This window comes from Qipengyuania sp. L-5Y (assembly GCF_056859455.1).
Genome location: NZ_JBSXOM010000019.1, coordinates 18,574 through 40,626, shown reverse-complemented (window position 1 = coordinate 40,626; position 22,053 = coordinate 18,574). Strand labels below are relative to the sequence as shown.

The window sequence follows — 22,053 nt, the reverse complement described above, 5'->3', positions numbered from 1 at the left end:
GCGCGCATACTGCGAACGGGTGGTATCGGTCCACATCACTGATCTCCAGAAGTTCTTCGCAAAACTCCTGAATCAGCCCTGGATTTGGCCGTCAAGCTAACTCGCTGATATCACCCAACTTAGTTTCGGGTCAGGCTCTTACGCATGCTTCACGCAGCGCCACCCAGTTGCCGATGTCCGACCACCCCATATCAACCGGCACCACCGCGGCCCTGTCGGTATTCTCCATCACTGCATAGTCGATGCTTTCGCCGCTGACCTTGGAAAACGCCTCCGCATCCGGATGAAAGTGACCGCCTTCGTCGCGGCCACTGAGAACCGCCTGCTCGACCAAGGCGGCAATCTGCGGTCGGTGCGACGCCAGTTCTTCGATAAATTTCCCTGCGACGAAGGCGAACAAACCCCCATTCCAGCGGTAATCGCCTTGCGCGAGAAAAGACCTGGCTGTCGCGAGGTCCGGCTTTTCCACGAACCGTTCTACACGGTAGGAACGATCACCAAGCCGTGCGCCGCATTTGATATATCCAAATCCGGTTTCCGGCTTCCTCGCCTCGATACCGAAAGCGACGAGCCAGCCATCGCTCGCAAGCGACGCTGCGCTCGTGGCTGCATCGGTAAACGCCTGTAAATCGGCAATGTGATGATCGCTCGGGCAAACGAGCATTATGGCGTCTTTCGGCAGCCGGTATGCCGCCAGCGCGATCGCTGCTGCAGTATTCTTCGCTTCAGGTTCGACGATGATCGCAGTGCCGGGGGCGGACTGCGCTTCGACATGCTCGACATGTTCTGCACCCGTAACCACGATCGGGCGGGCAAACACTTCGGGATCGGCACAGCGATGGAGGGTCGCTTCGAAAAGCGTTCTCTCGCCCACAAGAGGCAGGAAGGGTTTCGGCATCGCCTTCCGGCTTCGCGGCCAGAGCCGAGTGCCGCTTCCGCCACATAGAATTACCGGAACAATAGTCATGCGTCGCCTAGTTAGATCTGATCATTCAGGTGATTGGAAGTGCCCGCAAACCCTATGCTGCGATGGTTACTATCGAGTTTAGAAACCGTCAGGGCAAGGCTCTGAGCATGCAGACAGTGTCCAGCCAAAGCATTTTTATCGCCTGGTCCCACGCCAGATCGGTTGCACATGGAGCAAGCCCGGCCTTCTCAGCGCCAGCGGCCAAAGTCTATCCTGCCCCCTCCCTTGCCCTCGCCCCGCGCTCTGCTATGGCGCGCGCAACCTCAATTCGAACGAACAGGATACCCATGGCCAAGATCAAGGTTGCGAACCCGATCGTCGAGCTCGACGGCGACGAAATGACGAAAATCATCTGGCAGTGGATCCGCGAACGGCTGATCCTGCCTTACCTCGACGTCGATCTGAAATATTACGATCTCTCCATCGAAAAGCGTGACGAGACGGAAGACCAGATCACGGTCGACGCCGCCAACGCCATCAAGGAACACGGCGTTGGCGTGAAATGCGCCACCATCACACCGGACGAGGCACGCGTCGAAGAATTCAGCCTCAAGAAGATGTGGGTCAGCCCGAACGGCACGATCCGCAACATTCTGGGCGGTGTGGTCTTCCGCGAACCGATCGTGATCGACAATGTCCCGCGCCTGGTGCCGGGCTGGACCGACCCGATTGTTGTCGGTCGTCACGCATTCGGCGACCAGTATCGCGCCAAGGACACGCTGATCCCCGGCGCCGGGAAACTGCGCTTGGTTTTCGAAGGCGAAAATGGCGAGAACATCGATCTCGACGTTTATGAATTCCAGAGTTCGGGCGTCGCCATGGCGATGTACAACCTCGACGACAGCATCCGCGACTTCGCGCGCGCCTGCATGAACTATGGCCTTGATCGCAAATGGCCGGTGTACCTGTCGACCAAGAACACGATCCTCAAGAAATACGACGGCCGCTTCAAGGACCTGTTCCAGGAAGTGTTCGACAATGAATTCAAGGACAAGTTCGCCGAAGCGAAGATCACGTACGAGCACCGCCTGATCGACGACATGGTCGCATCCGCACTCAAGTGGAGCGGCAAGTTCGTCTGGGCCTGCAAGAACTACGACGGCGACGTGCAGTCGGACGTGGTCGCGCAGGGTTTCGGCTCGCTCGGCCTGATGACGTCGGTCCTGATGACGCCCGATGGCAAGACGGTGGAAGCGGAAGCTGCCCACGGCACCGTTACCCGTCACTATCGCCAGCACGAGCAGGGCAAGGCGACATCGACCAACCCGATTGCCAGCATCTTCGCATGGACGCGCGGCCTTATCTATCGCGGTCGTTTCGACAATACGCCGGACGTCGTGAAGTTCGCGGAAACGCTGGAACGTGTCTGCATCAAGACTGTCGAAAGCGGCAAGATGACCAAGGATCTTGCGCTTCTTATCGGTCCGGACCAGAGCTGGATGACCACCGAACAGTTCTTCGAAGCAATTGTCGAGAACCTCGAGAAGGAAATGGCGAATTGGGGCTAAGTCCCCACCGCAACTGAGTATTTGAAGAGCCCTCGTCCTTCGGGACGGGGGTTTTTCGTATCAGCCTGCATGTTCCGCCGCGTATGGCGCTGTCAGGCGCTCACGCCGGAAACCATACCCGATGAGACGCGCAGGCAGACGTCGCAAGCGGCTGAACCGATCGGCAAGCCTTAGCGGCAAGGGCGCTTCGCGGGGCTTGCCGTCCTGACTTTTCAGGATTGGTTCGATTACCACCTCGTGCGCCAGTTTCTGCACGCCCTGAACGACGCGTACTGGCAGTTCGCGCTTCGCCTGGACCTTGCTCAGAAGGTGATCGATATCGCAATCCGCGGCTAGCGGTGCGGCCAGGACATTGGCCGCGCAGACGGCGTCTTGAATGGCCAGATTGATACCCACGCCGCCGACCGGGCTCATTGCGTGCGCCGCATCGCCAATTGCCAGCAACCCCGGCAGATACCACTTTTCCAGCCGATCGAGCGACACGCTGAGCAATTTGACCTGATCCCAGTCTGACAGTGCGCTTTCCAGATCGGGCAGGTCCGGCGCCGCGGCGGCGACCAGCGCGCGCAAGTCCGCAATTGGCTGTGCCATCATGCGCGCCGCTTGCCCCTTGGCGATGACGAAGGCGCATTGCCAGTAATCGCCGCGTTCGAACAGAACGAGCATGTGGCCGCCCTTTATCTGTCCGCGCAGTCGGCTGCCGGAACCGCTCTTCGGCACCTTGAACCACAGGACATCGATCGGCGCTCCCAGATCATGCAGGGGCAGGAGACCCTTGCGACGAACCAGCGAGGATCGGCCGTCTGCCATCACGACAAGCCTTCGAGCATGAAATTTCTCGCCCGCCGCGGTAACGACACCGGTGACACGCCCGCCTTCCTGCGCAAGCTGGGTAACCTCCTCGCACATCACGAGATGAAAGCCGGGAAAAGCTCGTGCCTTATCGCGCAGGAAGTCGAGCAGGTCCCATTGCGGCATCATGGCGATTAAAGGAGCCGGCGTACGTAGATGGGAGAAATCGGCCATACTGTACGTCCGGTCTTCCCAGGTGAATTCGGCACTATCGACCCGGTTGTGCGGAAGACGCAAGAATTCCTCCAGCCAGCCGAGCTGATCGAGGATCTCCATGGTTGCAGGATGTACCGTGTCACCCCTGAAATCGCGGAAGAAATCGGCATGCTTCTCCAGCACCAGAACGTCGACACCGGCCCGGGCCAGCAGCAGGCCCACCATCATCCCCGCCGGCCCTCCCCCGACAACGATCACGTCATGTTTCACCATTCCGTCTGTCTCTCTTTCACAATCGCCCACGATCCGCACTCTTCCCGGACCCTAGGGCGGCCAGCGACCCTCGTGCGAGGACTGTTGCCGTAGCGCGCTGCGCGCCGTATCGCCAACCACGAAATCGGCACGAAACCGCCCTTCGCGAAACGCGTTCACACTGAACGTTGATGCCAGAAATCTGACACGGGGACACAATGGCCAAGCAGCCTACCAAAAAGCGCAGTGTGAAACGCAAGGGTCCGGAGAAATTCGGACAGAAGCGGCTCGATATCCGCAATGCCAAGATCAAGGACATTCCCGGCATCGCCAATCTGGTGCGCCGCGTTTACGAGGACATGCCTGCCTATACGCACGGCGAGATCCGCGGGCAGATCAACAATTTCCGCGAAGGGTGCTTCGTCGCCCTGCTCGATGATGAGGTCGTCGGCTATTGCGCGACCATGCAGTTGGCCGAGGCACTCGCCTTTCAGGACCACGACTGGGACGAGATCACCGGCAACGGTTACGGCAGCCGCCACGATCCGACCGGCGACTGGCTCTATGGCTATGAAATGTGCGTCGATCCCAAGGTGCGGGGCGTGCGTATTGGGCGGCGTCTTTATGAAGAGCGCCGGGCGCTGGCCGAAGATAAGGACCTGACAGGCATCGTCTTTGCCGGACGCATGCCCAATTATCGCCGCTTCCGCCGCCGCGTGGAAGGCCCGCAGGACTATCTCGACAAGGTGGTCGAGAAGAAGCTGCACGATCCCGTCCTGCGCTTTCAGATGGCAAACGGCTTCGAGCCCGAGCGCATCCTCGAAGGATATCTGCCCGAGGACAAGGCCTCGCAGAGCAATGCCGTGATGATGGTCTGGCGCAACCCTTACGTCGAACGGGATCAGCCGGTGAAGAAGCGCCTGCCCCGCGGCGTGGAAGCCGTGCGCGTGGCCACCTGCCAGCTCCAGGCGCCGCAGGTCGCCGACTACGACGAATTCATGCGCCACGTCCGATATTTCGTCGATGTGGCAAGCGATTACGAAGCCGACTTCATCGTCTTTCCCGAACTCTTCACGCTGATGCTGCTGAGTTTCGAGGAGAAGGAACTGTCACCGGTCGAAGCGATCGAGCGCTTGTCGGAATATACGCCTCGGCTGCGTACGGACATTTCGGAAATGGCCATGCGCTACAACATCAATATCATCGCCGGATCGCATCCCACGCGCATGGACGATGGCGATATTCATAACGTCGCCTACGTCTGCCTGCGCGATGGTGCAGTGCATGCCCAGGAGAAGATCCACCCGACACCCAACGAACGGTACTGGTGGAACATCAAGGGCGGCGACAAGGTCGAGGTGATCCAGACAGATTGCGGCCCGATCGGCGTGCAGATCTGTTACGATAGCGAGTTTCCCGAACTCAGCCGCCGCCTCGCCGACGAAGGTGCGCGCATCATATTCGTGCCCTTCTGCACGGACAGCCGGCAGGGATATCTGCGGGTGCGCTATTGCGGCCAGGCGCGCGCGATCGAAAACCAGTGCTTCGTGGTGCTCAGCGGGAATGTCGGAAATCTACCCAACGTAGGGAATATGGACATTCAGTATGCGCAAAGCTGTATCCTGACCCCGTGCGATTTCCCCTTTGCACGCGATGGCATCGCAGCCGAAGCGACCGAGAATGTCGAGACCCTGACCATCAGCGACATCAACCTTGCCGATCTGCAATGGGCGCGCGCCGAAGGGACGGTCCGCAATCTGGCCGACCGGCGTTTCGACCTCTATCGCATCGAATGGGACGAGGATGGCAAGCACCCGGGCAAACCGCGTCCGCGCCGCGAACCTCTGGGTCCATCCACCATCGGCGGCGGTTAACCCGCGCGCCATTGCGGGGCTGACAGGTGGCTTGCGCATAGCTAAGCCCGTTACGGACGTCGCCTGACCCGGCGGGCGCCATCTCTATGTGATGCCAGCACAATCTCGCTGGGGGCATTGCGTTCAACACGAAGGAAACATTCGCGCCTTATGAATGCCGAGACCGCGATCCCTCCGATGATGTCGGATGCACTGGTGATTTTGGGTGCCGTGGGGATCGTGATCCCGCTGTTTGCCCGGTTCAAGATCACGCCCATCATCGGCTTCATTCTGGTCGGCGTCGTGGTGGGGCCGTTCGGTCTGGGCCGGGCGACATCCGAATATGAATGGCTCACCTGGTTCACCATTACCGATCCGGAACGGCTCGAGCCGTTTGCCGAGCTCGGCATCGTGCTGCTGCTGTTCGCAATAGGGCTGGAGCTTTCGTACAAACGCCTGTGGCAATTGCGGCGATTGGTCTTCGGCCTTGGATCACTCGAATTGCTGGTCGGCGGATCGCTGATCGCGATTTTCCTGTCCATTCTGGGGCAGTACTGGACCGGGGCCCTGGCGCTTGGCCTGGCTCTGGCCATGTCGTCGACCGCCGTAGTTCTGCCGATTTCGGGTACTCGAACACCGGTCGGCAGAGCGGCCCTGTCGATGTTGCTGTTCGAAGGTATCGCGCTGGTTCCGATCATCTTTCTTCTGGGCACCCTCGCCCCCCATGCCGCAGCGGACGGGTTCGAGGGGATGGTCGACACGCTGTGGAAGGGCGCCGTCGTCATCGTGCTGATGCTCGCCGCAGGACCCTTCGTTTTGCCGCGCCTCTTCGCACAGGCAGCCCGTACCAAAAGCCCCGAGATATTTCTCGCTGCAAGCCTTCTGGTGGTGATCGGGGCGAGCCTCGCCACCTCGATGGTAGGCCTCTCGATGATCGTGGGCGCCCTCCTGGCGGGGCTGATGATCGCGGAAACGGATTATTCCCCGGAAGTAGCCAATATCCTCGAACCGTTTCGCGGCTTCGCACTGGGGATATTTCTGCTGACGGTGGGCATGACGATCAATGTCTACAGTATCTTCGAGAACATCGGCGCAATCGCCATCGCGGTCGTCTGCCTGCTTACGCTCAAGGCACTTATTACCACGACACTGCTGTATCTGATGGGCGCACGCCGCAGTACGGCAGTCGAGACGGGCATTCTCATGGCCAGCCCGTCCGAAGACACGCTGATCATCATTTCCGCTGCATCGGCGGCTTTGTTGATCCAGCCCGGTACGGCCCAGTTCTGGCAGATCGTTACAGCGATCGGTCTGACAGTGACGCCTTTGCTTGCGCATATCGGCAGGATCATCGGGCGGCGTATCGAGCCGATACCCGAACTGCCTGCAGAAGACATGGACAAGCCGCGCGTCATCATCGTCGGCGCGGGCCGTGTCGGCCAGCTTATCGCGCGGATGCTGGAAGCGCATGACAAGCCCTACATCGCAATCGACTCGAACGCCGACCTCATTGCCAACGCCAAGCGCGAGGGCATCCGCGCGGCTTTCGGAGATGCGTCTCGCGCCGACGCGCTCGACAAGCTCGGGATCGAGAATGCCCTCGCTCTGGTGCTCACCATGGACGAGCCGGTTCTGGCACAGCGCTTGGTGGCTAAACTGCGCAAGACATACCCTGACCTGCTGATCGTGGCCCGCGCTCGCGACAGTTCGCACGCTGCCGAACTCTATCGTGCAGGAGCCAGTCATGCCGTGCCGGAAACGCTGGAAAGTTCGCTCCAGCTTTCCGAGGCCGTGCTCATCGATATCGGGGTTGCGATGGGGCCGGTGATTGCATCCATTCATGAAAAGCGCGACGAATTCCGCGAACAGATCGAGCTTGAAGGGGCGCTGACCTACAAGCCCAAGCTACGCACCAGTACATCGGAACGCTGACCCATGCCCGCCGTGCTGGAAACGCGCTCGGACTGCGATCGCTGTGCAGCGCTATGCTGCATCGCCTATCCTTCCGAAGACATGCCCGGATTCTCCGCCATCAAATCTGCTGGCGAACCGTGCCCCAAGCTTGGTGGGAACGGTCTCTGCACCATTTACGAGCATCGGGCCGAGAAAGGTTTTGCCGGCTGTATCCGGTTCGAATGCTTTGGTGCGGGCCAGCATGTCGTCCAGTACCTGTTTGCCGGTAACGACTGGCGCAATGATCAGGCGCTGCTCGGCCCCATGGTCGATGCCTTTCTCGCCATGCGGCCGGTCGCAGACCTGAACTTCCTTGCACAGCGGGCGCATGAGATGACAGACAAGGCCGAACTGCGCGACAAAGCGACTGTCTTGGCGGAGCGTCTGGAAAATGTTGCCCAGTCTCGATCGAGCCTCAATGATACGGCCGAAGTAGCAGCGATCGAGCGCGAACTACGCGCTCTATACCAGCATTTCGACCGTTAAGCTGAGACTTTGGCCAGTGCCTGGCGCACGGCGTCGAGTGCTGCATCGGCTTTCGAGCCGTCCGGACCGCCACCTTGGGCCATGTCGGCGCGGCCACCGCCGCCCTTGCCTCCCAGAGCCTCGACACCGGCGCGCACCAGATCGACAGCGCTGAGGCGGTCGGTGAGATCGTCCGTGACCGCCACTGCGAAGGCGCCCTTGCCATCGTTGACCGCGCAAATCGCCGCCACACCCGAACCCATTCGGTTCTTTGCCTGGTCGAGCAATGGGCGAAGCTCCTTCGGATCAAGTCCTGCAATGACCTGACCGGAGAAGGTTACACCGCCAATGTCCTCATCGGCTGCTGCGACGTCTGCAGCGCCGCCACCGCCAAGCGCCAGCGCGCGTTTCGCCTCGGCCAGATCCTTTTCCAGCCTTTTACGTTCTTCGATAAGTGCCATGACGCGTGTGCGGGCGTCGTCTGGCGACGTTTTCAACGCGCTTGCGATCGCGCGAACCGCTTCGTCGCGCGCTACCAGCCATTGGCGTGCAGCCTCGCCGGTCAGCGCTTCTATGCGACGCACGCCGGAGCTGACTGCACTTTCCGATACAACCTTGAAGATGCCGATGTCGCCGGTCGCCTTAACGTGCGTACCGCCGCAAAGTTCAACGGAGTAAGTGCGTCCTTCCCCGCCCTTGCGGCCCATGGAAAGCACGCGCACCTCGTCGCCATACTTTTCGCCGAACAGCGCAAGCGCCCCGGCCGCAACCGCATCGTCAGGCGTCATCAGACGTGTACCGACCTGTTCGTTGGCGCGAATTTCCTCATTCACCTCGGCTTCTACCGCAGCGATGTCTTCCTCGCTCAGTGGCTTGGGATGGGAAAAATCGAACCGGAACCGATCGTCGGATACCAGCGAGCCCTTCTGTGTCACATGTCCGCCAAGCCGGTTACGCAGCGCAGCGTGCAACAGGTGGGTCGCCGAATGGTTCGCGCGGATACGATCGCGACGATCGCCATCCACCTCGAGATGGACGGCTTCGCCGATTTTGACCGTTCCTTTGGTGATGGTGCCGGCGTGCGAGTGCAGACGACCGAGAGGTTTGTTCGTCGTCTCGACCGAAAATTCCAGGCCCTCGGGTGTCCAGATACGCCCGGCATCTCCGGTCTGACCGCCGCTTTCGCCATAGAACGGAGTCTGATTGGTCAGGATGACGACTTCGTCGCCTTCCTCAGCCGATTGCACCTCGGCGCCATCCTTGACGATGGCGACGACGGCGGCTTCCCCGGTCGTAGAGCTGTAACCGGTGAACTCTGTCGAGCCCTCACGTTCGGCAATATCGAACCAGACCTCTTCGTTCGCGGCCTGACCCGATCCTTTCCATGCTGCGCGTGCAGCAGCTTTCTGCTGCGCCATCGCGGCGTCGAAACCGTCCTTATTGACGCCTATGCCGCGGCTGCGCAGCGCATCTTCGGTAAGATCGTAGGGAAACCCGTAGGTGTCGTAGAGCTTGAACGCGGTTTCACCGTCGAGAGTACCGCCCTCACCCATGTCTTCCGTCGCCTCATCCAGCAACTTGAGACCCTTGTCGAGCGTGCGGCGGAATTGCGTTTCTTCGCGTTCGAGGACCTCCTGAATCAGCGGCTGGCCGCGGACGAGTTCGGGATAGGCCTGGCCCATTTCCGTCACCAATGCAGGCACCAGTCGGTGCATCAACGGTTCGCTCGCCCCGAGAAGGTGGGCGTGACGCATGGCGCGGCGCATTATTCGGCGAAGAACATAACCGCGCCCTTCGTTGGATGGCAGTACACCGTCGGCCATTAGGAAGCTTGTCGAACGCAAGTGATCGGCGATGACGCGGTGGCTGGCTGTCCGGTCCCCCTCGGCCTTTACGCCTGTCAGGCTTTCGCTCGCAGCGATCAGGTTCTTGAAGGTGTCCGTATCGTAATTGTCATGCACGCCCTGCATCACTGCTGCGACGCGTTCGATCCCCATGCCGGTGTCGATGCTGGGCTTTGGCAGGTCGGCGACGATCTCGTCGTTTTCCTGCGTGTACTGCATGAAAACGAGGTTCCAGATTTCCACGAACCGGTCGCCGTCTTCCTCGGGCGATCCAGGAGGGCCGCCCCAGATGTGATCGCCATGATCGTAAAATATCTCCGAGCACGGACCGCATGGTCCATCGGAACCCATGGCCCAGAAATTATCCTTGGTCGGAATACGGATGATCTTTTCGTCCGCAAATCCGGTCCGTTTCTTCCACAGATCGAATGCCTCGTCGTCGGTATGGTAGACGGTGACCAGAAGGCGTTCGGGGTCGAGGCCCCATTCCTTGGTGAGAAGGGTCCAGGCGTGATCGATCGCCTGTTCCTTGAAATAGTCCCCGAAACTGAAGTTTCCGAGCATCTCGAAGAAGGTATGATGGCGCGCGGTGTAGCCGACATTATCGAGATCGTTGTGCTTGCCGCCTGCTCTCACGCATTTCTGAGCACTGGTTGCGCGTTGCGCCGGAGGCGTTTCCAGACCGGTGAAGGCATTCTTGAACGGGACCATGCCCGCATTGACGAACATGAGCGTTGGATCGCTGAACGGGACAAGCGGGGCGCTGGCGACTTCCGCATGTTCGTGGGAGGCGAAATAGTCGAGAAAGCTGCGGCGAATGTCGTTGGTCGAAGTCATGGCGAGGCAAGTAAGCAATCGCGTGGCATGCGACAAGCGTGAAAGCCCAGCCAGACTGTGCGTTACAGTCGATCAGCAGTGGATGAGGCGGGTGCGCACCGGCGGACGGTGCCGGATGGACCGGGGCCGGACGCTCGAAAGTCGCTATGTTCGGGGTGTATAGCTACGAAGTAGGATGGCACCGTTCATCGCGAAGCGTGCGACCTTGCGGGGCGGCATATGCCCATGGCGGTGAATTCACGTCCGGTAATAGTCACGATACCAGGTAACAAAGCGTGACACGCCTTCGCGAATATCGGTGCGGGGGACATACCCGGTAAGCGACTGCAATAATTCTGCATCCGCCCAGGTGGCAGGAACGTCGCCGGGCTGCATCGGCATGAGATTACGCTCCGCCTTTATCCCCAGCGCCTCCTCAATAGCTGCGATCATATCGCCGAGTTGCACCGGTTGCGAATTGCCGATGTTGACTATCCGCCATGGCGCCACAGGGGAAAGACTGTCGTTTGCATGGACGTCCTGCGGGCGGTCGACCCGGATTGGGGGTGCATCGATAAGGCGACGAACAGCCTCGACCAGATCCTCAACATAAGTGAAGTCGCGCATCATCTCGCCATTATTGTAGACGTCGATCGCCTCACCATTCAGCATGGCCTTCGTGAATTTGAACAAGGCCATGTCGGGCCGGCCCCAGGGACCATAAACCGTGAAAAAGCGAAACATCGTCACCGGCAAATCGTAGAGATGCGCATAACTGTGCGCCATCGCCTCGGTCGCTTTCTTGGTCGCGGCGTAGAAGGACATCTGGTGGTCCGCCTTCATCGTTTCGCGATACGGCATCTCCGTATTGGCGCCATAAGCTGAAGACGTTGACGCGAGCAGCATGTGCTGTGGCGGGTTCCACCGCGCGGCTTCGAGCAGTTCGAATGTCCCTACGAGATTGCTTTCAAGATAGCTGCGCGGATTATCGATGGAATAGCGAACACCAGCCTGCGCCGCGAGATGAACCACGATGTCCGGCGTGTGTTTCGCGAAGAGATCGGCGAGCAGTCGCGGCGTCTCGATCGGCTCATTCACCACGGAAAAGCTCTGGTGCTGAAGCAAAGCCTGCTGCCGGCGTCGCTTCAGCTCGGGATCATAGTAATCGGAAAGCGAGTCTATACCGAGGACACGGAAGCCATCCTTGAGGAGGCGGAGACAGGTGAAATAACCGATGAACCCGGCGGCCCCGGTCACCAGTGCCGTACGTGTCTCAGTCATCGATCATTCCCGCAGTAATCTGATTATCCGGCTGCCTTATAGGGCTAAAGTGTTGCTGAAGAACCTGCTCAAACTCTCTGTCCGGGCTCATTCGGGTTACCGTCATGGCGAATGCCTCACCTTTCGTGACACTGGCAGAGCAGACGCGTTTGCTGGAAGGCAGGACGGACCGCGCCATAACACTCACCACATGAAGTACGCACCGCCGCGTTCCCGGGCGCGCTGCCACGCGGGACGGGCATGGATCGCCTCGACGAAGCGGCCCAGCTTGGGCGCTTTGTCACCATATCCCTGCATGATCGCGATTTCGGCAGGAAAGCTCATCATTACATCGGCCGCCGTCCAGTCATTGCCAACAAAATGGAGATCGTCTGAAATGGCATCCTCCGCAAACTGGATATGCGCAGCAAGCTGCTCGTCAATTCGGGGGGCCAGGGCAGCCGCCGCGTCACCAAGCCGCCCGGTGTACAATTTGAGCATGACGGGCACGAAGAAGCTGCTTTCGCCAAACTGCATCCATTCGAGCTGGCGGACATGGTCTTCCGTATCAGCTTCCGGCAGCCAACTGCCTCCACCGTGACGCTCGCAAAGATACTGGATGATCGCACCACTTTCCGCCACTTGCAGACCATTATCTTCGATCAGCGGCGACTTGCCCAAGGGGTGAACCTGCTTGAGTTCGGGCGGGGCAAGTTTGGTTTCAGCATCGCGCTGATACGGTACGATGTCGTAATCAGTGTTAAGTTCCTCCAGCAACCACAAGATGCGCTGCGAACGGCTATTGTTGAGATGGTGGACGGTGACTGTCACGCGGCTCTCCTGTCGTGCGATTCGCACCTACACTAGGTCCGGATCGAAGCGGATACCAATCCCATACGGAAAAGCCGGTGTGGCCATGAAGCGGCGCACACCGGCTTTCCGTTTTTTCGGGAACGCCGGGGGACAGTCCGGCTAGCGCGCTGATCCGGGGGATGCTGGATCAACGTGTTCCCGCTTGAAGAGAATTCAGTCCTCGTCCGCGTCCGGGCCGGTCATCATCTCTTCGGCGACCTCGTCGGTTCGGCCACGAATTGCGGCTTCCAACTTGGTACACATCTCTGGATTTTCCTTCAGGAAGGTCTTGGCGTTCTCACGCCCCTGACCGATCCGGACACTGTCATAGCTGAACCAGCTGCCCGACTTTTCGACCACGCCTGCCTTTACGCCGAGATCGAGAATTTCGCCGATCTTGGAAATGCCTTCGCCATACATGATGTCGAATTCGACCTGCTTGAACGGCGGCGCCACCTTATTCTTGACCACTTTCACGCGGGTCGCATTGCCGATGATATCGTCGCGATCCTTAATCTGGCCGGTGCGGCGGATGTCCAGACGAACCGATGCATAAAATTTGAGCGCATTGCCGCCAGTGGTGGTTTCCGGATTGCCGTACATAACGCCGATCTTCATGCGCAGCTGGTTGATGAAGATCACCATGCACTTGGAGCGGTTGATCGAACCGGTCAGTTTCCGTAGCGACTGGCTCATCAGACGCGCCTGAAGGCCGACGTGGCTATCGCCCATCTCGCCTTCGATTTCGGCGCGCGGAACGAGCGCTGCGACGGAGTCGACGACCAGCACGTCGATTGCATTGGACCGAACCAGCGTATCGGTGATCTCCAGCGCCTGCTCGCCCGTATCCGGCTGCGACACGATCAATTCGTCAATGTCCACGCCAAGCTTCTTGGCATATACCGGATCGAGCGCATGTTCCGCATCGACGAAGGCAGCGGTGCCGCCCGCCTTCTGGGCTTCTGCAATTACGTGAAGCGCCAGTGTGGTCTTGCCCGAACTTTCCGGGCCATACACTTCGATTACGCGCCCCTTGGGCAGACCGCCCACACCGAGGGCGATATCGAGACCGAGCGACCCGGTGGAGATGGCCTCCACATTCATCGCTTCCTTCTGGCCCAGCTTCATCGCCGAACCCTTGCCGAATGCGCGGTCGATCTGCGCAAGCGCGGCATCCAATGCCTTCTGACGGTCTGCGTCCACTTTCTTGTCCTCTACGAGCTTCAGACTTGCCGCCATGACATTACCTCCTGCGCTTGGCCAGAGCCGGTATCGACTCTTCAACTGACACGTGATGTATCGGCTTTGTTCCAAAAGAACAAGTGGGGAACGAAAGTTTTTTCCCGTGGTCTTTCAATCGGCAGCGTTAGGCTGTCCAACCTACTTGCGCTGGGCGCTCAGCACTTCTGCCACTTTCGCATTGATCTGCTGCACGCTGAACGGTTTGGGTATGAAGTACATGTTCTCGATGTCGATTTCATTGCGCAGCTGTTCTTCCGCATAGCCCGACATGAACAGGATGGGCACGTGAGCTCGAACGTTGCGGATCGCACGCGCCATGGCAGGGCCATCCATTGCCGGCATGACGACATCCGAAACGATCAGGTCGAATTGCGTATCGCCATTGGCCACGATGCCCAACCCCTCTTCGCCATCGGAAGCTGTGGTCACCGTATAGCCTGCACGCACCAGCGCCCGTTCGGCGACGGCGCGCACCATGTCCTCATCCTCGACCAGAAGCAGCTTGCCGCCTGCAGACCACTCGGATGCCTTCTGCTCTTCAGGCTCGTCGGCGCGCATGATGGCGGGCAGTTCGCCCTTGTGGACCGGGAGGTAAACGGTGAAGCGGGCACCGATCGGAGTGCCATCCGGGCCCTGCACATTATCGGCGAAAATGAAGCCGTTCGACTGCTTGACGATACCGTACACAGTGGAAAGCCCGAGCCCGGTCCCCTTCCCCTGCTCCTTGGTCGTGAAGAAAGGCTCGAATATCTTGTTGAGATGCTCGTCCGGGATCCCGCCGCCGGTGTCCTGGACGATCATGACCGTGTAATCGTCGGCCGGCATGATATCGATGCCCATCTTGCGCACGTCGCGGGCGGAAACCCGGCGCGTGGCAAGGGTCAGGCGACCCTTCCAGTCCTGCTTGCCCCGTTTCGACGCATAGGCTTGCATCGCATCGCGGGCATTTACAGCCAGGTTGATGATAACCTGCTCCAACTGCTGGGGATCGGCACGAACCGAACCGAGCTCTCGATCGTGGCGAACCGAGAACTCGATCTTCTCGCCCATGAGCCGCTTCAGAAGCTGGCTCACTTCACTGACCACGTCGGGCAATTGCAGAACTACGGGGCGCAGCGTCTGCTGGCGGCTGAAGGCGAGCAACTGCCGGGTGAGGCTGGCCGCCCGGTTCGAATTGGCCTTGATCTGCTGGATGTCGTCGTAATCGCTGTCGCCCGGCGTATGACGCAGCAGCATGAGATCGCAGTAACCGATAATGGCCGTCAGCACATTGTTGAAATCGTGTGCCACGCCGCCTGCAAGCTGGCCGACCGCCTGCATCTTGGTCGCCTGGGCCACCTGACGCCGCAACCGCTTTTCTTCCGACGAATCCGAAATGGATAGAAGAACCGCCGCATCGCCCAGCCCGCGCACCCCGGCCAGACCGATCGAGACCGGTTCGTCCTTGTTGTTGCCAAGGCGCACGGCCATGTCGCCGCTGGCCGTCGCCCCTTTTGCAAAGCGGCGGACGGTGTCAGCCATCGCAGCCTTGTCCTCGCGCACGACCAGATCGGATGGAAACTGCGGCAGGCCGGACGTCTCGCGTTCGACCGCACGCAGGAATGCCTTGTTGGCAAACAGAAAGCGTCCGTCGCGGTCGGTAAGCGCAAGGCCCAGAGGCAGCGCCGACAGCAAGGCTTCCAGTTGCGGTATCGCCGCCTTGCCCGTGCTTTCCCAGCCGCCGCCAATGCCCACGGTACTGTCCAGCAGCAGCATGATGGACGGCGTTTCATCCGCATCGCTCATTTTCGAAGCGTTCGGGATATCAAGCGGCACATGGATCAGCGTCTGGGGCGAACCCTGCTGCCCTTCCCTGGCGAAGAAAATCCGGTCGCGGTCGTCGGATCGCAGCAATTGCACGAACTCCAGCCCGCCGACTGCATTTTCGCGATGGCCGGTGGCCCGTTCCGCCAGACCCGGCGTGGTCGTCTGCACGATGCCGTCGGGTGCCACCAGCGCAACCTCCACGCCGGCGCGCGACAATACTTCGCCCAACGGACCGGCCAGCCGTTCGGACAGGCCATCGTAACTGCGCTGCGTACGAATTTCGTCGAAGCGCCAGACCAGATAGGCCTCGCCCCGCCCACTGCGCTCGATACGCAGGCGATATTCCATGTCGCCGCTGGACAGCCGGACAACGGGAACCTCGGCCCGTCCGTCTCTCCACGCACTCCGCGCCGCCTCCGATGCAGCTTCGCGCGATGCCGGGTCCATTGCCAGTTCGTACGGAGCGGAAATTCCCTCGAACCATCCTTCATATGTGGAATTGGCGCACACGAGCCGGTTGGCGCGATCGACAATCGCAATGGCGCGGTGCCGGGTTTCGATCGCTGCACTGGTGACGGACCAGTCGGGTTGCAGCATCTGCGTCTCGGCAGGATCGGTCTTGAGACGAGCGGCCAGCAGCAGCATCAGCAAGATCGCAATCAGCGCGCCGCCATACGCCAGCGCCACCACCGATTGCTGGCCGACCAGCCACACCAAACCGATGGAAACGATGCAGGCCGCCACCACTCCCAACATCAGTGGAGCGGGTGGAAGGCGGGTTATGGGATTATCGTCCTGCACTTTCATGCCTCGCCATCTTTGCTCAGGCGGTCTTCAAGGCGACGCTCCATAGCGCGCAGACGGCGCTTGCGCTTGCGGGCCACGATGATGCGCCACCCGATGCTCGCCAGCACATAGCCGATCGACGCGCCGACGATGGCGAGAACGACGAAGCCGAAGATGGTCACCAGAACCGTCACGCCCACCCCTTCGAACAGATTGACGAACCACGACCAGCGGCCGCTGGTCATCTCGTCCTGAGCCGCGCCGCCCGTCGCCGCCAGATCCACCTTGAGAATGAACACACCCAGCTTGTTCGCCACCACGGCCCAGAAGGGAAAGGTCAGCGGATTGGTGATGAAGGTGACCAGCGCCGACAACGGCACGTTCGCACGCGCGGGCAAGGACATGAAAGCGGCAAGGAATATCTGCCCCACCGGAATGATGAAGCCGGCGAAAATGCCGAGCGCCACGCCGCGCGGGACGCTGCGGCGCGTGAAGCGCCAGAGTTCCGGCGTCAGAAACCGGTGAGCAATGGGCTGCAAATACTTGTTTTCAGCCATCTGTTCGCGCGTCGGCATATGCCGGCGGATCCAGTCCGTCAGAAAGGTCTTCGATCTGCGCTTGCTCATTGACACAGCGCCGCCATGCGCTGCCTCGAAGGCGAGTTCAAGGGGGTGCGCGTAGCGGATTGCGACGAATGCGGCATGGCTGGCGATGTGGTTACCGCAGGCGCTTTTTTTAAGGGCCGAATGGCTCGGTCAGCCCCGCTCGCGCATGAGGCGGGCCTTGTCGCGCTGCCAGTCGCGATCCTTGATCGTGGCGCGCTTGTCATGCGCCTGCTTGCCCTTCGCCAGCGCAAGCTCGACCTTCGCCCGCCCGGTCGCATTGAAATAGATCGATAACGGAACAAGCGTCATGCCCTTGCGCTCGACCGCACCGAAGAGCTTTTGTATCTCGCGCTCGTGCAGCAGCAGTTTGCGTGGGCGGCGCGGTTCGTGGTTCAGCCGGTTGCCATGCGAATATTCGGGAATGTTGGCATTGACCAGCCAGACCTGCCCGTCGCGCACTTCGGCATAGCTTTCCTTGATGCTGGCCTCGCCCGCCCGCAGCGCCTTCACCTCGGTGCCCTGCAACGCGAGTCCCGCCTCGAAGGTATCTTCGACATGATAGTCGAACCGCACACGCCGATTATCGGCGACGGTCTTCTGCTTATCGAAAGTGGCGGGTTTGGGACGAGCCATAAGGCGGGCGCATGTAGGAGATGGCGTGGGAAAGGCCAAGCCCCTTCAGCATCAATCTCGCTTGCGCCAGTAAGGCATTTGGGTAATCACACAGGATTACTTGGGGGGGTATATGCAGTTATCGAGATTCGTTGCGTCGCTGCTTGCGGCAATCACATTATTAGTTACGTCGATAGCAATCGCCCAATCCGCTCCTCCGCTTTCTGCTTATGGCGCACTGCCCGAGGTCGAAGATGCAGCGATATCGCCCAACGGATCGAACATAGCCCTGCTGATTACGCTGAAAGGCGAGCGACAACTCCTCTTTCTTGACGAACAAATGAAGGCGATCCGCCGTTTTCAGGTAGGCGATACGAAAATCCGCTATTTCCGGTGGGTCGGTGACGACCAGCTTATTCTGGTCACCAGTCAGACCGAGAAGCTTTGGGGTTTTACTACGAACAAGGCGGAGTTCAGCGTCGCTCGGCTCATCCCCGTAACCTATGACGGGGAAGTAGAAACAGTATTCGGGCGGAATCGTGAATTGATGGACGCCTTTAATGGCGATTACGGAGTGCGGTTTGCCGATAACCGCTGGACCGCATTTTTCGGCGCAATCGAACTGAAAAAAGGTTCGAGTTTTGGAAATGATTTCACCTGGGATCATGGCAGACCTTTTCTCTATCAAGTCGATACCAAGGAAAACCGCGCCAAACGGATAGCGAGTGCTCCTCGCGAAGGTATGGACCGCGATTGGCTCGTCGATGGGAATGGAAAGGTTGCGGCGACCTTGGACGTCAGCATGACCAACGGCGATTGGCATCTATCGGGGCCGGAGGGGTCGACCATCGCTACCGGCAACGAACGTAATGGCAGAGTTGGTCTCGTCGGCTTGTCGCATGGCGGTCAGAACATAGTCTACGCGGCACGAGACAGCGAAAACATTGCGCATTGGTATGAAATTCCAATGTCAGGCGGGCAGCCAAAGCCCTTCCTCGAAGATACGGACATAAAGCGTTTATACTTCGACAAAACAAACGGTCAGATCGCCGGTTACCTAAACAGTGACGACGAATCGGTTTTCGCAGTCGAAGAGCTCCAGAAATCTGCAGAAAAAATCAAGAAGGCCTTTGCCGGTTTCGATATGCGAATGGTCGACTGGACACCTGACTTCAAAAAAGTTCTGGTTCGAACAAGTGGCAATCTCGACAGCGGTTCGTGGTTCGTAGTCAACCTCGCCACAGGTAAAGCCGATGCGATTGCCTACGAACGGCAGACCCTTGGACCAAAGCAGGTCGGGACGATTTCGACCTTCCCCTTCGCAGCTTCGGATGGGCTTGAGATGGATGGCATTCTCACGTTGCCGCCAGGTCGCGAAGCCAGGAACCTCCCAGTTGTTTTGTTGCCCCACGGCGGCCCGCACAGTAGTGATCGCCTGCAGTTCGACTGGTGGGCACAGGCGTTTGCATCACGAGGATATGCAGTATTCCAGCCCAATTTCCGTGGGTCCACCAATCGAAGCCAAGCCTTCAAGCTCGCCGGGTACGGTGAATGGGGTCGTAAAATGCAGACCGATATTTCGGACGGCTTGGCTGAATTGGCAAAACAGGGCCTGGTCGATCCCAAGCGCGCCTGTATTGTGGGGGCTAGCTACGGCGGATATGCTGCTCTCGCCGGCGTCACTGTTCAACAGGATCTGTATCGGTGCGCGGTAGCTGTCGCCCCCGTTAGCGACATTCGGGCGATGTATAACGAAGATTATCGCGCTTCGGGCGGCTTACGTATTACGAAATCGTCCCTCCTGGACCAGCTTGGATCGAAGGACCGCTGGAACGAAGTCTCACCTCGTCGCCTGGCCCAACGCGCCGATGCACCTGTTCTGCTAATTCACGGACTGGATGACACAGTCGTACCCTACTCGCATTCCCACAAGATGGCAGATGCCCTGAAGGATGCCGGCAAACCGTTCGAATTGGTAACGTTGCAGGGTGAAGATCACTGGCTTTCACTGTCATCGACACGTCTGCAAATGCTCGAAGCGGCAGTCGGATTTGTGGAGAAGCATAACCCGGCTGATTAAAGATATCCTGATGATGGCTGGCTCGCGCGGGCAAGGTGGCATGCGCCCTCATCTGGAACAGCCAGACCACGCTTTTCGCTTGCCAAGGTGCTGGCCGTTGTGACGATTAGGCAGATGAACGCCGAAACTTCCGCAGAACCTTTCATCATTCACGAAAGCCGGATCGCGCCGGGGACGCAGGCGACCATTGCCATTCCCGTCAGCCAGCAGGTGACGGGACTGAACTCCGCTCTTTCCCTTCGCGTGATGCACGGCGCGCGGCGTGGGCCTTGCGTTTTCGTCAGCGCTGCCATTCACGGTGACGAGATCATCGGCACAGCCGTGATCCAGCGATTGCTCGAACGCCTGTCGCCCGAACTGCTGGCAGGGACGATCATTTTTGCGCCTGCCGTCAACATATACGGTTTTGCCGCGCACAGCCGCTATCTGCCCGACCGGCGCGATCTCAATCGAAGCTTCCCCGGCGCGGAGCATGGCAGTCTTGCCGCTCAACTGGCACACTGCTTCCTCACCCATGTCATCGATCGCTGCTCGCTGGGCATCGATATCCATTCGGCGGCGGTCCATCGCTACAACTTGCCGCAGATACGCATTGCCTCTGGCAGTCCCTATCTGTCGGAACTCGCCATGGCATTCGGCGCGCCCATCATCATAGAAAGCCCACTGCGGCCCGGTTCGATGCGCGCCCTTGCCCACGAACGCGAGACGCCGATGCTCCTGCTGGAGGCAGGCGAAGCGCTTCGCTTCGACCGTTTCGCCCTCAATGTCGGCGTGGCGGGCGTTCTGCGGGTGCTTGCGCATATCGGAATGATCGATGCGGAAGACGGCCTGGAAGATGTCCATGTGCCGCTGCGGTCCAACCGTTCAAGCTGGGTCCGCGCCCCGCGCGGCGGGGTCAGTCGCCGCATCCACAAATCGGGCGACGCCGTGCGCAAGGGCGAACCGCTGGCATTCGTCGGCGGCCTCTTCGGAGAGGACCCGATCAAGCTTGTCAGCCCATCGGACGGCGTGATCATCGGACATGCGACGCTTCCGATCGTCAATCAGGGCGATGCGCTATTCCATATCGCTGAAGTCGACGCGCTCAATCACGCGGGCGAACATTCCGACAGTATCGTCGAAGCGCTGGCGGTCAGCGATCCGCCCTTCCCCGCCGCGCCATTGCTCGACGAAGACGAAGTGCTCTAGATCAGTCCTGCAATCTCGAGCGCCTCGTCCACCGCCTTGCGGCTCGCCTCGCTGGCATTGCACAGCGGCAGGCGGACATCGGGTGAAAACCAGTCGTGTACCCGGCTGAGCGCATATTTCGCCGGTGCCGGGCTGGCATCGGAGAACATCGCATAGTGCAAGGGGAACAGCCGGTCGTTGAGTTCCCGTGCCTTGACCAGCTCGTTCGCTGCGATGGCATCGTGGAATTCCGCGCACAACGCCGGGGCGACATTGGCGGTCACCGAAATACATCCGGATCCGCCTGCGGCCGAATGCGGCAGCCACAATTCGTCATTGCCGGATAGCTGGCAGAACTCGCGCCCGATCCCCATCCGGTGATCCGCGACGCGGGAAAGGTCGCCGCTCGCATCCTTGATGGCCACGATCCGATCTGGGTATTTGCGGACCAGTTCGACGACCGTTTCGTCCTCGATATCCGTCACCGTCCGTCCCGGGACATTGTAGAGAACGATCGGCAGGTCGCTGTTTTCTGCAAGAAAGCTGAAATGGGCGATAAGCCCCGCCTGGCTCGGCCGGTTGTAATAGGGTGCGACGCACAGTCCGGCCGCGGCCCCCGCCTTCTTCGAAAACTGCATGTGCAGCAGCGCATTGCGCGTGTCGTTGGAACCGCAGCCGGCAATCACCGGGACGCGCCCGGCCGCCTGTTCGATGCAGACTTCGATCACCCGGTGGTGCTCTGCATTCGACAGGGTCGATGCCTCGCCCGTTGTGCCGCAGGGCACCAATCCCTTGCTCCCGTTCTCGATCTGCCAGTCGACGAGCTTGCGAAAAGCGGCTTCGTCGAACGATCCGTCGCGAAAAGGAGTCGCCAGAGCCGGAATCGAGCCTGAAAACATTTACGTGAGTCCTGCGTTAGAGATATGAAACAAGGCAGTTTTTGGCGGCACGCGCCATAATTCATTCAGCGCCTGATA

At 59.8% G+C, this 22,053-nt stretch carries 16 protein-coding genes; 6 read left to right on the top strand and 10 right to left on the bottom strand.

The genetic code is table 11. The features are described 5' to 3' along the window. Window positions 1–130: 130 nt before the first annotated feature. Complete coding sequence (locus tag AC13F2_RS02580; protein ID WP_482963952.1) at window positions 131–967, bottom strand: mannose-1-phosphate guanylyltransferase; 837 nt, start codon at window positions 965–967, stop codon at window positions 131–133. A gap of 287 nt (window positions 968–1,254) precedes the next feature. Here AC13F2_RS02580 and AC13F2_RS02575 point away from each other — a divergent pair, with 287 nt between their 5' ends. Next, the gene (locus AC13F2_RS02575) at window positions 1,255–2,475 is read left to right on the top strand and encodes an NADP-dependent isocitrate dehydrogenase (RefSeq protein ID WP_103023265.1); all 1,221 of its coding nucleotides are present in this window, start codon (window positions 1,255–1,257) and stop codon (window positions 2,473–2,475) included. 60 nt (window positions 2,476–2,535) lie between these two features. On the opposite strand, the gene AC13F2_RS02570 is transcribed toward AC13F2_RS02575, so the two are convergent. Continuing rightward, complete coding sequence (locus tag AC13F2_RS02570; RefSeq protein WP_482963951.1) at window positions 2,536–3,756, bottom strand: FAD-dependent oxidoreductase; 1,221 nt, start codon at window positions 3,754–3,756, stop codon at window positions 2,536–2,538. 197 nt (window positions 3,757–3,953) lie between these two features. On the opposite strand from AC13F2_RS02570, the gene AC13F2_RS02565 reads away from it, so the two are divergent. The 3 genes from AC13F2_RS02565 to AC13F2_RS02555 all read left to right on the top strand — a co-directional run bounded on the left by AC13F2_RS02565 (window position 3,954) and on the right by AC13F2_RS02555 (window position 8,027). After that, window positions 3,954–5,609: a GNAT family N-acetyltransferase gene (locus AC13F2_RS02565; RefSeq protein ID WP_482963950.1), complete on the top strand. Its 1,656-nt coding sequence runs from the start codon at window positions 3,954–3,956 to the stop codon at window positions 5,607–5,609. Window positions 5,610–5,759: 150 nt separating this feature from the next. Further along, on the top strand, window positions 5,760–7,520 hold the full coding sequence (locus AC13F2_RS02560; RefSeq protein WP_234003109.1) for a cation:proton antiporter domain-containing protein: 1,761 nt from the start codon (window positions 5,760–5,762) through the stop codon (window positions 7,518–7,520). 3 nt (window positions 7,521–7,523) lie between these two features. Beyond that, window positions 7,524–8,027, top strand: a complete 504-nt coding sequence (locus tag AC13F2_RS02555; RefSeq protein WP_301642649.1) for a YkgJ family cysteine cluster protein — start codon at window positions 7,524–7,526, stop codon at window positions 8,025–8,027. Here AC13F2_RS02555 and alaS read toward each other — a convergent pair. The 7 genes from alaS to smpB form a co-directional block, all read right to left on the bottom strand. Next, window positions 8,024–10,687, bottom strand: a complete 2,664-nt coding sequence (gene alaS, locus AC13F2_RS02550) for an alanine--tRNA ligase (protein ID WP_482963949.1) — start codon at window positions 10,685–10,687, stop codon at window positions 8,024–8,026. The two genes, AC13F2_RS02555 and alaS, sit on opposite strands and share 4 nt — an antisense overlap. 237 nt (window positions 10,688–10,924) lie before the next feature. Then, window positions 10,925–11,947, bottom strand: coding sequence for an NAD-dependent epimerase/dehydratase family protein (locus tag AC13F2_RS02545; protein ID WP_482963948.1), 1,023 nt, complete (start codon window positions 11,945–11,947; stop codon window positions 10,925–10,927). 183 nt (window positions 11,948–12,130) lie between these two features. Next, window positions 12,131–12,757, bottom strand: coding sequence for a glutathione S-transferase family protein (locus tag AC13F2_RS02540; RefSeq protein WP_482963947.1), 627 nt, complete (start codon window positions 12,755–12,757; stop codon window positions 12,131–12,133). A 195-nt stretch (window positions 12,758–12,952) separates the two neighbouring features. Continuing rightward, window positions 12,953–14,017: a recombinase RecA gene (recA, locus tag AC13F2_RS02535; protein WP_103023260.1), complete on the bottom strand. Its 1,065-nt coding sequence runs from the start codon at window positions 14,015–14,017 to the stop codon at window positions 12,953–12,955. Window positions 14,018–14,158: 141 nt separating this feature from the next. Continuing rightward, on the bottom strand, window positions 14,159–16,633 hold the full coding sequence (locus tag AC13F2_RS02530; protein ID WP_482963946.1) for a hybrid sensor histidine kinase/response regulator: 2,475 nt from the start codon (window positions 16,631–16,633) through the stop codon (window positions 14,159–14,161). Beyond that, window positions 16,630–17,238 carry a DUF2062 domain-containing protein gene (locus AC13F2_RS02525; RefSeq protein ID WP_222827275.1) on the bottom strand — a complete coding sequence of 203 codons (609 nt, stop codon included), beginning with the start codon at window positions 17,236–17,238 and terminating at the stop codon, window positions 16,630–16,632. The genes AC13F2_RS02530 and AC13F2_RS02525 overlap by 4 nt, the downstream gene beginning before the upstream one ends. Before the next feature lie 129 nt (window positions 17,239–17,367). Next, window positions 17,368–17,850, bottom strand: coding sequence for an SsrA-binding protein SmpB (smpB, locus tag AC13F2_RS02520; protein ID WP_103023257.1), 483 nt, complete (start codon window positions 17,848–17,850; stop codon window positions 17,368–17,370). Between the two features lie 112 nt (window positions 17,851–17,962). On the opposite strand from smpB, the gene AC13F2_RS02515 reads away from it, so the two are divergent. Both AC13F2_RS02515 and AC13F2_RS02510 read left to right on the top strand, forming a co-directional pair. Then, entirely contained in the window at window positions 17,963–19,909 is a 1,947-nt protein-coding gene (locus tag AC13F2_RS02515; protein ID WP_482963945.1) for an alpha/beta hydrolase family protein, read from the top strand. Window positions 19,910–20,023: 114 nt separating this feature from the next. Next, window positions 20,024–21,097, top strand: coding sequence for a succinylglutamate desuccinylase/aspartoacylase family protein (locus AC13F2_RS02510; protein WP_482963944.1), 1,074 nt, complete (start codon window positions 20,024–20,026; stop codon window positions 21,095–21,097). On the opposite strand, the gene dapA is transcribed toward AC13F2_RS02510, so the two are convergent. Next, window positions 21,094–21,975, bottom strand: coding sequence for a 4-hydroxy-tetrahydrodipicolinate synthase (dapA, locus tag AC13F2_RS02505; protein WP_103023256.1), 882 nt, complete (start codon window positions 21,973–21,975; stop codon window positions 21,094–21,096). The two genes, AC13F2_RS02510 and dapA, sit on opposite strands and share 4 nt — an antisense overlap. Window positions 21,976–22,053 lie beyond the last annotated feature (78 nt).